We start from the raw sequence: 12394 nt of genomic DNA, 5'->3' as shown, positions 1-12394 counted from the left end.
GTGAGAACGAGCGTTCTCCTACGGTAGCAGCCAAGAGGGAGAACGCACGTTCTCCCGCCCCTTGCCGCCGTTTCGACCCGGAGGACGACATGACCGACCGACCGCCCCTGCCGCCGTTCACCCGCGAGAGCGCCGCACAGAAGGTGCAGGCCGCCGAGGACGCCTGGAACACCCGCGACCCGCACAAGGTGGCCCTCGCCTACTCGGAGGACTCCGTCTGGCGCAACCGCGGCACCTTCGTCACCGGCCGCGCCGAGATCGTCGAGTTCCTCACCGCCAAGTGGGCGCGCGAGCAGCAGTACGCGCTGCGCAAGGACCTGTGGGCCTTCGACGGCGACCGCATCGCCGTTCGCTTCCAGTACGAGTGCCAGGACACCGACGGCCGGTGGTGGCGGTCGTACGGCAACGAGTTGTGGGAGTTCGACGGGCACGGGCTGATGACCCGGCGCGAGGCGAGCATCAACGACGTGCCGATCGAGGAGAAGGACCGGCGGATTCTCGGCCCTCGGCCCGAGAACGAGCGCGGGCTCACCTTCCCGCTGCAATAGGCCTGTTGAAGATCCTGAGTAGGGTTCCCGGGTGACCCAACAGGCCCGGAAACCCTTCCTCCATGTCATCGTCTGCGCCGCCGGAATCGCCGCGGACGTCAGCAAGCTGATCACCGCCGCGCAGGAGCGGGACTGGGAGGTCGGCGTCATCGCGACCCCGGTCGCCATGAACGGCTTCTTCGACACCGCCGCCGTCGAGGCCCTGACCGGCCGCCCGATCCGCTCGGCCTGGCGCACACCCGCCGACCCGCGTCCCTTCCCGCCGCCGGACGCCGTCGTCGTCGCCCCGGCCACCTTCAACACGATCAACAAGTGGGCCGCGGGCATCGCCGACACCCTCGCCCTGGGCACCCTGTGCGAGGCGTCCGGCCTCGGCGTCCCCGTCGCCGTGCTCCCCTGCGTCGCCGACGCGCTCGCCGCCCATCCCGCCTACGGGGACAGTCTGATACGGCTGCGGGGGATGGGCGTGCGCTTCGGGGATCCGTACTCCGGCGAGGCGGGAGAGGACGGCGGGCGGCCGGATTTCGGTTGGGAACGGGCGCTCGATCTGCTCGACCGCCGCTAGCCGCGCCCCGGTGACGAGATCCCGTGGGGCGCCGTCGGCGGAACCGGCGTCGAGTGCGCCCGACCACGTACGCTCCCCCTGATACCCCACCCGAAGGCAGGAGCAGCAACGATGCAGTACGTGAAGCTCGGTTCGACGGGCCTGGACGTCTCGCGGATCTGTCTGGGCTGCATGACCTACGGGCTCCCCGACCGCGGCACGCACGAGTGGACCCTCGACGAGGAGGCGTCGCGGCCGCTGATCCGGCAGGCACTGGACGCAGGGATCAACTTCTTCGACACCGCCAACGTCTACTCCGACGGCACCAGCGAGGAGATCGTCGGCAAGGCGCTGCGCGACTTCGCCCGCCGGGACGAGATCGTGCTGGCGACGAAGGTCAACGGCCGGATGCGGCCCGGGGCGAACGGCGCCGGGCTCTCCCGCAAGGCCGTCATGACCGAGATCGACCACAGCCTCGCCCGCCTCGGCACCGACTACGTCGACCTCTACCAGATCCACCGCTTCGACCCGCACACCCCGGTCGAGGAGACGATGGAGGCGCTGCACGACCTGGTCAGGGCGGGCAAGGTGCGTTACATCGGGGCGAGTTCGATGTACGCCTGGCAGTTCTCCAAGATGCAGCACACGGCCGAGCGGCACGGCTGGACCAAGTTCGTCTCGATGCAGAACTACTACAACCTCCTCTACCGCGAGGAGGAGCGCGAGATGCTGCCGCTCTGCGCCGACCAGGGCGTCGGCGTGCTGCCGTGGAGCCCGTTGGCGCGGGGCCGGCTCACCCGGGACTGGGGCACGGTCACCGACCGCAGCGCGAGCGACAACTTCGGCAGCCGGCTCTACGTCGACAGCGACCGGGTCGTCGTCGAGGCCGTCACGCGGGTGGCGAACGAACGCGGCGTACCGCGCGCCCAGGTCGCCCTCGCCTGGGTGCTGCACCAGGACACGGTGACGGCCCCGATCATCGGCGCCGCCAAGCCGCGGCACCTCGAGGACGCCGCGGCCGCGGTCGAACTGGAGCTCACCGAGAAGGAGTTGGAGGAGCTCCAGCAGCCGTACGCGCCGCATCCGGTCATCGGTCACTGACTAGTGGGGCCCGTACGGCGCGAACTCGGAGCCGCACGGGCCCGCCCCTTCACTCTCCGCCAACGGCACCCGATCGCCGCTCATCGACAAAGTCCGGTAGTGCTCACCGATCCGCTCGGTCGAATGCCCCACGTAGTGGCCGATGAACGAACGGCGGAACCGGTCCGGCGTGCGGTTGGGCTGCGAACCGTGTACCAGGCTGCCGTTGAAGAACAGGACGTCCCCCGGCTCCATGTCGACGGGCACGGCCGCCAGACCGGGCGGCGGTGGGACGTACTCCCGGGCGAAGGACACCTCGGCGTCCGCCATTTCAGGGCAGAACACATCCATCTCGTGCGTGCCGGGGACGACTTCGAGCCCACCGTTGTCCCGGTCGATCACATCGCAGGCGATCCACGCCGCCACGCAGGTGCCCGGCTCGACCCGCAGATAGAAGTTGTCCTGGTGCAGCGCCTGCCCCCGGGCTCCCGGCGGCTTGAAGTAGAACATGCTCTGCGCGGCCAGCACCTCCTCCCCGAGCAGCACCTCCAGCACCTTGCGCAGCCGCGCGTCCAGGAGCACCCGCCGGGACAGCTCGTCGATCTCGTGCGGGTGCATCACCCTCGGATACGCGCGCAGCGGGTCGCTGTCGGAGGGGTGCGGCTCGAAGTGCCCGGGCACCGGCCCGGCCGCGTGCAGCGCGGCGAACCGGGCGCACAACCGGTCGATCTCGTCGCGGCCGAACAGTCCGCGTACGACCGTGAAGCCGTCCTCGCGGAACCGGCGGAGCCCGGTCTCGGGCAGGATGGGGGCGTCGGGGGCGCCCATGTCCGTGGCTGTCATGCGTCCACTCCTCGGTCAGGTGTCCTCACACTGACCACGCTAGGCCGACGCCCGCCCGAGGGGGATGACTGTGAGCGCTGACGGATTGCCCGAGGCTGCTGCCCCCGGCGCCCCCGCACCGCCACCGGGCCTGGTGGTGGTCGGCCATTTCGACCAGCCGCCGGCCTACGGGATCAGCCGGCCGCGCGGCGCCGACAGCTGGCTGTTCACCTGGACGACCGGCGGACATGGGCGCCTGCGGCACGGGGGCGCCGAGGCGCGGGCCGGGGCGGGGGACCTGGTGGTGCTCGCGCCCGGCGTCGCGCACGGCTACGGGGTGGCCCCGGGCGCGCCGCACTGGGCCTTCTGGTGGGTGCACTGCCAGGCCCGCCCCTCCTGGCGGTCCTGGCTGCGCCCGTACGACGCGGGTGCCGGGATGTACGTCGTCACGCCGACGCCGGACGCCGTGCACGGCCGTATCGAGGCGGCGTTTCGCCGGATGCTCGACGATGCCCGCTGGACGGGCACGGAGGCGCCGCCGGTGACGGCGCCGTGGGAGGAGCCGGGGGAGGAGTCGGTCGCCGTGGCCCACGGCACCGCGGCCCGCGAGCTCGCCCTGTGCTCCCTGGAGGAGGTCGTCCTGCTCACCGCGGGCACCGCGGGCGGCGCGCGGACCCAGCCGCCCCGGCCCGGCGTGGACGCCCGGGTGCGCCGCGCGCAGGCGCTGATCGCCGCCGACCCCACTGCCCCGCACACCGTCCGCTCGCTCGCCGAGCATGTCGCCCTCTCGCCCTCCCGGTTCGCCCACCTCTTCGCGCAGCAGCTCGGGCAGCCCCCGATGCGTGCGCTGCGGGAGGCGCGGCTGCGGCACGCCGCCCGGTTGCTGGAGAGCACCGACCTGTCCGTGGAACGCGTCGCGGCCGCCTCGGGGTTCGCCAGCCCGTTTCACTTCAACCGCGTGTTCCGTGATCGGTACGGGAGACCGCCGGGCGCGTACCGGGGGAGTGGGCCAATGGTTGGCACCCGACTTGTGAAGGAGCTGTGAAGGCCGCCGCATCCGTATGACCAGGCAAAAAAGTCGGAGATCGCCTGCTCAATGGTTCCCGGGGCGGCCCGAAAGGGCGTTGAGTGAATACCGTTTCCAATTGACTTGCCGATACGCCGCAATGTCCCGGCCGCTTATTGACCGCTCGTCAAATAGTGAGCGCCGGGCACGCAATGCGCAAAAACTGGAACCGGTTGTTCTCTGTCCCTGACCTGTGCAAAGGTGTGTCTCGCTCCCCCCGCGCCCGCGCTTCACAAGAGCCGCGTCCGGAGCATACTCATTGGTATGGACCTTCAATGCCGCATGCCCTCCGGAGGAATGCCGCCGTGCGTGACGCAGGCCTGTCGAATTCCCCCAGCGACGCCCGCCTCTTTGATGTGACGGACGCTCAACTGAGCGCCGAACTGAAGAAGTGGACGGGGGTGACACCGGCGCTGCATCCCGTCGGTGAACTCCTCGACCGGCACTGGGAAGCGGGATTCGCCTACGCACGGCTGTGCACCGCCGACGCCCGGTCCGCGGGAATGCTCACCACCGCGGCATTCACCCGGCTTTTCGGTGAAACGCTGCGACAGACCGGACCGACGGCCGCGTGGCGCCCCCAACTCCTCGTCACCGTGCGCCGTATCGCGGCGGAGTGGGACACCGACCGCAGACGGGAGCTGCTCCACCCCGCGCTGCAGTCCGAGGCGGAGGGCGCGGAGCGCGTGGCCGCCCGCCTGCTGCCGCCCGCGAACCGCCGACTGCTGTCCGGGGCCTTCCAGCGGCTCCCCCAGTCGGCCCGCTGCCTGTTGTGGCACACCGAGGTCGAGGCCGAACCGCTCGCCGTGCCGGCCGGACTGCTCGGCCTCGACGCGGAGTCCGCCCGCGTCGAACTGGGCCGCGCCAACGAGAGGTTGCGCGAGGAGTGCCTCCAGGTCCACCGCGAGCTGGCCCCCGAGCACGAGTGCCGGCAGTACCTGCGGATGCTGGATGTGACGTACCGGCGCGGCGGCGTCGACGTCGACCCCGACCTGCGCGGCCACCTGGACCGCTGCGAGCACTGCAGCGACGCCGCCGGCCAGCTCACCTTCTTCAACGACGGGCTCGGCGCCGCACTCGCGGAGGCGGTGCTCGGCTGGGGTGCGCGGGACTATCTGGAGTCGAGAGCGAGACAGGCCGAGGCACCGGCCGAGGCGGAGCCGGCCGCGGCACCGCCGATCGTCGGCGAGTCGTTCTTCGCGGACGGCGCCGCCGCTTTCGCGCCGCCGGGAGATGCCGCTGCCGCCCCGGGGGCCGCCCCGGGAAGTGCTCCCGCCTCACCGGTGAATTCCCGTGCCTCTGCGGGCCGTAGGCGCCGTGCCCCTGCCGCGGAGAGCATCGCCCCCGGTGGTGAGCCGCCGACCCCTGCCGGAGCGACATCGGCCTTCCCGGGTCGCCCCGCCGCCCCCGCCGGTGAGCCCTTCAACCTGGCAGGCGAGCCCTTCGCCCCTGCGGGCGCGTCCTACGCCGCCCCGGACATGGTCTCCTCCCCTGGGGAGGCCGGCCCCCGAACCACCCGCAGGGCCGCCCGCAGGACGGCTCCGAAAACCGACCCGGCCACCGCCACGCGTTCCGGCGCCACCTCCACCCGCACCTGCTCCGGTCGGGTGGCCCTCAAGGCCGCCCGCCGCGCCGCCCGGCGCCGCAACCTCACCGCGGCCGTCGCGACCGTCAGCGCCCTCGTCGTCCTCCCACTCGTCATCTGGTCCACCAACGGGTCCGGAGACGGTTCCGCTCCGGCTGCGAACGACCGGCCCACCGAGACGCCGGGCCCCGGCACCGGCTCCGCCACCACCAACCCCTCCTGGGCGGGCGCCGCCGAGGCCGCGAAGGGCGAGCTGCAGGGCCGGCTCTACAACATCGGGTCCGGGCTCTGCGTCGGCGTCGTCGGCGGGAAGGCCGTCAGGGACGCGGAGACCGAACTCACCAAATGCTCCTCGGGAGCGGCCGGTCAGCAGTGGTCGTACGAGACCGACGGACTGGTGCGCAGCGGCGCGAACCCCGATCTCTGCCTCGACTCCCACCTCGGCTACTCGGTCCGACTGGCCCCCTGCACGGGTGCCACCGACTCCGCGACCAAGAACGTCCGCTACGACTTCACGCTCCAGGGCACCCTGGTCCCGCGCTTCAACCAGGACCTCGCACTGAGCCCCGCCGCCACCGACGGTTCGGGCGCGCTGGTCCTCAAGACCCGTGAGGACGACAGCGACGACCAGCACTGGGTGGTCGACACGTCGAAGCCGGAGCTCCAGCTGGAGGTGGTCAACTGGGACTCGGAGGCGGAGAGGGTGAAGACGGCCGACCCGACCCCGGCCCCCACCTCCCGCCCGCCGAGGACGCCGACGCCGACCCCGTCCGCGACCCCGACGGCATCGCAGCCGACGGCCACGAGCCCGACCCCGAGCGACGCGTCCTGCTACCACTACCCGTACTCCTGCTCGTCGGACGGCCAGAACGGCTGGTCCGGCGGCGGGTACGGGGGGTCCGGCGGATACGGCGGAGGGTATGGCGGCTACGACGGCGGATATGGCGGCTACGGATACGGCGGTGGCGGTCGCCACTGAACCGGAACCGGCCGATCAGCCGCCGGTCCCGGGCTGGAGCACCGTCAGTCGCACCGAGGACTCGTTCCCGGCCACGGGCACCTCACCGGCCGTCCACTTCACCGCGATCGACTCCCGTTCGTCGGGCGGTGTCACGAGCAGCGCCGTCGGCAGTGCCGTACGGGCCCCGCTGATTTCGGGGCTGGCGAAGGACAGCCCCGCCCAGGCGCTTCGGCCGGGGGCCAGTGTGACGGCCGTCGGCGTGTCGGGGGAGCGCTTCGGGTCCGGGCCGATTTGCTTGCCGGACGCGTCCACGAAGGCGGCACCGGGGTAGCCACGGACCGTGCAGGTGCGTTCGGTCGTGTTGGTCAGCACGATCGGGAAGTTGCGCTGTCCGGCCCCCGGACTGGGGCGGCCGATCTTCGCGCGCAGCTCGGAGGTGTGGCAGCGCGGAGCGGCGGCGCCCGACTGGGTCACGGGGCTGCCGGTGTCGGCCGGGCCGGTCCCGGTCGTGGCAGGTCCGGTCGTGCCGGGCCCGGTCGTGGGGCTCCCGGTGTCGGCCGTGGGCGGTCCGGTCGTACGGCTGCTGGTGCCGGTCGGTGTCTGTGCGGTGCCCGTGGAGTCGGCGCCGTCGGCGCAACCGGCCAGCAGGCTCACCAGCGCGACGGCGCTCACGAGGGGAGTCGCTCGGTGTAACGGGTGGAGTGTCCGTGCACGTCCCATGTCTGTCACGCCTCCCCGTTTTCCGGCCGAGTAGTCACCCGACATCAAGGAGTCACCCCTCGCCGAGGAGTCCGATCTCCGCCCAGATCGTCTTGCCGTCCGGCGTGTGCCGGCTGCCCCAGCGCTGGGTCAGCTGAGCGACCAGCAGCAGTCCGCGGCCACCCTCGTCGAAGGTCTTGGCGCGGCGCAGATGGGGCGCCGTGTGGCTGGTGTCGGACACCTCGCAGATCAGTGTCCGCGCGTCATGGATCAGCCGGAGCCGAATGGGGTGGATGCCGTAGCGGATGGCGTTCGTGACCAGCTCGCTCACCACCAGCTCGGCCGTGAACGAGGCCTCGATCAGATTCCAGATGTCGAGCTGCTCCAGGACCTGCTTGCGGATGGGGGCGACGAGCGCCGGGTCCGCCGGGATGTCCCAGGTCGCGACCCGGGAGGCGGGCAGCCCCTGAGTACGGGCCAGCAGCAGGGCCACGTCGTCCGCGACGCCCCCCGTCGGGAGCAGCGCGCTCAGGACGCGGTCGCAGGTCTCTTCCAGTGAGTCGGAGGAGGACGCCAGCGCTTCGCACAGGAGCGCGTGGCTGGCGTCGACATCACGCACCCGGGTCTCGATCAGGCCGTCGGTGTAGAAGGACAGCACCGTGCCCTCGCGCAACTCGATCTCGGCGGACTCGAACGGCAGTCCGCCCAGGCCCAGCGGCGGCCCGGCGGGCAGCTCGATCTCCCGCGGCTCGCCGCCGGGCGGAACCATGACGGGCGAGGGGTGCCCGGCCCGGGCCAGCGTGCAGCGCCGGGAGACCGGGTCGTACACCGCATACAGGCAGGTGGCGCCGACGTCGCCGGAGCTGCCCTCGGTGCCCGCCTCGTCGGACAGCCGTACGACCAGGTCGTCGAGGTGGGTCAGCAGCTCGTCGGGCGCGAGGTCGATGTCGGCCAGGGTGCGCACGGCGGTGCGCAGCCGGCCCATGGTGGCGGAGGCCTGGACGCCGTGGCCGACCACGTCCCCGACGACCATCGCCACCCGCATCCCGGACAGCGGGATCACGTCGAACCAGTCGCCGCCCACGCCGGAGCGCGCCGCCGGGAGATACCGCGAGGCCGCTTCGAGCGCGGCGGTGCGCGGCAGGGACCGGGGCAGCAGGCTGCGCTGCAGGGCGAGGGCGGTCTCGCGTTCGCGGGAGTAACGGCGGGCGTTGTCGATGCAGACGGCCGCGCGTGCCGTGACCTCCTCGGCCAGCAGCACGTCGTCGGGCGTGAACGGCTCGGGGTTCTTGAACCGGCTGAGCACGGCGACCCCGAGGGTGGTGCCACGCGCCTGGATCGGCACGGACATGGTGGTGTGGATGCCGTACGCCTTGATCCGCTCCGCGCGCTCGGGGTCCCAGGCGAGCCACTGCGCGAGGTCGTCGGTCGACGTCGAGGCCACGATGGTGTGGCCCGCCAGCAGCGCGTCCGCCTGCGGCGACGGGGCGGGGTAGACATCGACGTGGCCCGGCTCGACCACGGCCTCGGGGTTGCCCGTGTTGACGGAGTGGTGGGCGGCCCGGCGCAGGTTGATCGGGGCGGTCGGGCGGCCGGTGGGTGACTCGCCGTGCTCCGGCGGGTCCAGCAGATCGACGCTGACGAAGTCGGCGAGGGCGGGGACACAGATGTCCGCCAGCTCCTGGGCCGTGCGCGTGACGTCGAGGGTGGTGCCGATGCGGATGCTGGCCTCGTTCACCAGCTGCAGTCGCTCTTGGGCCATGTACTGCTCGGTGAAGTCGTGCGCGGCGACGGACACGCCGCGCACCCGCCCCTTGGCATCGGTGATCGGGGCCACTCGGGCCAGCCAGGCGTGCGTCCTGTCACCGCCGGCCGGGATGTACGCCCGCACGTCGGTGCCCCGGCCCGTGGTGAGCACGCGAAGAAGCTGCCGTTCGATGTCGTAGCTCTGACGTCTGCCGGTCAGCTCGGGCGCCCGCAGTCCCTGCACGTGCTCCTCGGAGAGCTGGAGGGCCTCCGCCATGACGGCGTTGATCCTGCGCACCCGGAGCCGGTCGTCGTAGATGGCGATGGCGCAGGGGGACTCGAGGAGCCCGACATGGTCCAGCGGATCGTCCGGCGGACGTGGCCCCTGGCCTTCGAGCGGCGTGACCACGAGCCACCGAAAGGGCCCGTCACGCTTCAGCCGTACACGGTGAGCGAGCACCCACACCGAGACCGTGCCGCCCTCGCGAGTGCGCAGGGTGAGGATGCCGTCCCAGCGTTCGCCCGGCGGTGCGCCGCTGCCCTGCTCGTCGGCCAGCAGCTCCGCGGCCGGGCGCCCCACAACCTCGGCGGCCGGGTGGCCCAGCAGTCGCTCGGCACCGGCGTTCCACTCGACGAGCACACCGTCGTCGTCGATGACCGCCCGGGCCGTCGCGGCCTCGTCGAACGGGTACTCCGGGCTCATGCTCGCCACTCCCACGTGCACACTCACGGTGAACAAGCGTGTCAGCTGGGCTCCAGCCTAGTGCGTCGGCGTCCCGCCCGTACTGGAACGTTCGCGCGCGCCCTTGACTGCTCGGCGTCGTGCCCCGTTGGAGTGGACTTCGGCCGGGCGCGGCCCCGGTGCGGCGACTGTCCGGACGCCCGGTTCGGCAGCGCCCCGTAAGGGGCGCGGGGAACTGCGCGACAAGCCACGGCGGCGCCGCACTCGAGAGGCGACCCAATCCGGCGGAATCCAGCGAAGCGTTACGTCCGGACCGTTGACGGGGTGTCATGTCGCGAACAAGCATGGCAGCGTCCGCCTCTGGGAGCGCTCCCACCATGAGCGTCACCCGTACCTCCCCCGAGGAGCCCAGACGTGAAACGACGCAGAATCACCCTGTTGTCCCTGACGGCCCTGCTGGCGGCGGGACTCACCGCACTCCCGGCCGCACCGGCCGGCGCCGATGAGGTCGAGCAGCTCAAGAACGGCAGCTTCGACACCACCACCGAGCCGTGGTGGACGAGCAGCAACGTCACCGCGGGCCTGTCCGCCGGGCAGCTCTGCGCCGACGTGCCCGGCGGCACCGCCAACCCCTGGGACGCGGCCGTCGGACAGAACGACATCGCCCTGGTGAAGGGGGAGTCGTACCGTTTCTCCTTCACCGCGAACGGCTCGCCCGAGGGGCATGCCGTGCGGGCGATCGTCGGCCTGTCGGCGGCGCCGTACGACACCTACTTCGAGGTGACGCCGCAGCTGAGCGTTTCCGGGAACTCCTACGCGTACACCTTCACCTCACCCGTGGACACCCCGCAGGGCCAGGTCGCCTTCCAACTGGGCGGCAGCGCGGACGCGTGGCGCTTCTGCATGGACGACGCGTCGCTGCTGGGTGGTGTCCCGCCCGAGGTGTACGAGCCGGACACCGGGCCGCGGGTGCGGGTGAACCAGGTCGCCTATCTGCCCGCCGGGCCGAAGAACGCCACGCTGGTCACCGACGCGACCGGGAAGCTGCCCTGGCAACTCAAGAACGCCTCCGGGACCGTCGTGGCCCACGGCTGGACCGTGCCGCGCGGCACCGACGCCTCCTCCGCGCAGAACGTGCACTCCATCGACTTCGGCGCCCACCGCAAGCAGGGTGAGGGCTTCACGCTCGTCGCGGACGGGGAGACGAGCCGTCCCTTCGGCATCGGGACCGCCGCCTACGACCGGCTGCGCCTGGACGCCATGAAGTACTACTACACGCAGCGCAGCGGCATCGCGATCCGCGACGACCTGCGCCCGGGCTACGCCCGCCCCGCCGGACACGTCGACATCGCACCCAACCAGGGCGACGGCAACGTGCCCTGCCGGCCGGGCGTGTGCGACTACAGGCTCGACGTCACCGGCGGCTGGTACGACGCGGGTGACCACGGCAAGTACGTCGTCAACGGCGGCATCTCCGTCTGGGAGCTGCTGAGCACCTACGAGCGCGAACGGCTGGCCCGTACCGGGGAGCCGAAGAAGCTGGGCGACGGCACGCTCGCCATCCCGGAGAGCGGCAACAAGGTGCCGGACATCCTCGACGAGGTCCGCTGGGAGCTGGAATTCCTGCTGAAGATGCAGGTGCCCGCGGGTCAGCCGCTGGCCGGTATGGCCCATCACAAGATCCACGACGAGCAGTGGACGGGCCTGCCACTGCTGCCGAGCGCCGATCCGCAGAAGCGGGAACTGCATCCGCCGTCCACCGCGGCGACCCTGAACCTGGCGGCGACGGCCGCGCAGGCGGCGCGCCTGTACCGGCCGTACGACAAGGAGTTCGCGGCGAAGACCCTGGCCGCCGCACGGAAGGCGTGGTCGGCGGCGCTCGCGCACCCCGACCGGTACGCCTCCGAGAGCGACGGCATCGGCGGCGGCACCTACGCCGACAGCAATGTCACCGACGAGTTCTACTGGGCCGCGGCCGAGCTGTATCTCAGCACCGGTGAAAAGGAGTTCGCGGACCACGTCCTCAACTCTCCGGTCCACACCGCCGACATCTTCGGCTCCCTCGGCTACGACTGGGCCAGGACGGCGGCAGCGGCCCGGCTGGACCTCGCGACCGTGCCGAGCCGGCTGCCCGGGCGGGACAAGGTGCGCCAGTCCGTGATCAAGGGAGCGGACCGCTATCTGGCCACGCTGACGTCACAGGCGTACGGCATGCCCTACGCCCCGCCCGAGAACGTCTACGACTGGGGGTCCAACCACCAGATCCTGCACAACGCCGTCGTCATCGCGACCGCCTACGACATCACGGGCGCCTCGAAGTACCGCGACGGCGCCGTGCAGAGCATGGACTATCTGCTCGGCCGCAACGCCTTGAACATCTCGTACGTGACCGGCTACGGCGAGGTCAACTCCCGTAACCAGCACGCCCGTTGGTACGCCCATCAGCTCGACCCGAGCCAGCCGAACCCGCCGGTCGGCACGCTCGCCGGCGGGCCGAACTCGAGCATCCAGGACCCCTTCGCACAGAGCAAACTCCAGGGCTGCGTCGGTCAGTTCTGCTACATCGACGACATCCAGTCCTGGTCGACGAACGAGCACACGATCAACTGGAACTCCGCCCTGACCCGGATGGCCTCCTTCGTGGCCGGCCAGGGATAGCCC

Annotated in this window: 9 protein-coding genes; 6 read left to right on the top strand and 3 right to left on the bottom strand. The window is 71.6% G+C overall.

Features of this window, described 5'->3' with window-relative positions:
• Window positions 1–89: 89 nt before the first annotated feature.
• From ACZ7M7_RS17645 to ACZ7M7_RS17635, 3 genes are all read left to right on the top strand, one after another.
• The gene (locus ACZ7M7_RS17645; RefSeq protein ID WP_472117561.1) at window positions 90–548 is read left to right on the top strand and encodes a nuclear transport factor 2 family protein; all 459 of its coding nucleotides are present in this window, start codon (window positions 90–92) and stop codon (window positions 546–548) included.
• Between the two features lie 31 nt (window positions 549–579).
• Window positions 580–1113, top strand: a complete 534-nt coding sequence (locus ACZ7M7_RS17640) for a flavoprotein (protein WP_472117558.1) — start codon at window positions 580–582, stop codon at window positions 1111–1113.
• A 111-nt stretch (window positions 1114–1224) separates the two neighbouring features.
• Window positions 1225–2193: an aldo/keto reductase gene (locus ACZ7M7_RS17635; RefSeq protein ID WP_472117554.1), complete on the top strand. Its 969-nt coding sequence runs from the start codon at window positions 1225–1227 to the stop codon at window positions 2191–2193.
• On the opposite strand, the gene ACZ7M7_RS17630 is transcribed toward ACZ7M7_RS17635, so the two are convergent.
• Window positions 2194–3015 (bottom strand): phytanoyl-CoA dioxygenase family protein, encoded by an 822-nt coding sequence (locus ACZ7M7_RS17630; protein WP_472117552.1) that lies wholly within the window; start codon window positions 3013–3015, stop codon window positions 2194–2196.
• Between the two features lie 64 nt (window positions 3016–3079).
• Here ACZ7M7_RS17630 and ACZ7M7_RS17625 point away from each other — a divergent pair, with 64 nt between their 5' ends.
• Window positions 3080–4039, top strand: a complete 960-nt coding sequence (locus ACZ7M7_RS17625) for a helix-turn-helix domain-containing protein (RefSeq protein ID WP_472117549.1) — start codon at window positions 3080–3082, stop codon at window positions 4037–4039.
• A 326-nt stretch (window positions 4040–4365) separates the two neighbouring features.
• Window positions 4366–6624, top strand: a complete 2259-nt coding sequence (locus tag ACZ7M7_RS17620; protein ID WP_472117546.1) for a ricin-type beta-trefoil lectin domain protein — start codon at window positions 4366–4368, stop codon at window positions 6622–6624.
• A gap of 15 nt (window positions 6625–6639) precedes the next feature.
• Here ACZ7M7_RS17620 and ACZ7M7_RS17615 read toward each other — a convergent pair whose 3' ends face one another.
• Window positions 6640–7326, bottom strand: a complete 687-nt coding sequence (locus tag ACZ7M7_RS17615) for a DUF4232 domain-containing protein (protein ID WP_472117543.1) — start codon at window positions 7324–7326, stop codon at window positions 6640–6642.
• A gap of 52 nt (window positions 7327–7378) precedes the next feature.
• Window positions 7379–9754: a SpoIIE family protein phosphatase gene (locus ACZ7M7_RS17610; RefSeq protein WP_472117540.1), complete on the bottom strand. Its 2376-nt coding sequence runs from the start codon at window positions 9752–9754 to the stop codon at window positions 7379–7381.
• 393 nt (window positions 9755–10147) lie between these two features.
• Here ACZ7M7_RS17610 and ACZ7M7_RS17605 point away from each other — a divergent pair, with 393 nt between their 5' ends.
• Window positions 10148–12391: a glycoside hydrolase family 9 protein gene (locus ACZ7M7_RS17605; RefSeq protein WP_472117537.1), complete on the top strand. Its 2244-nt coding sequence runs from the start codon at window positions 10148–10150 to the stop codon at window positions 12389–12391.
• Window positions 12392–12394: the final 3 nt, after the last annotated feature.

The organism is Streptomyces sp. NPDC111606 (assembly GCF_055656945.1).
This window is presented reverse-complemented; position numbering and strand designations above follow the sequence as displayed.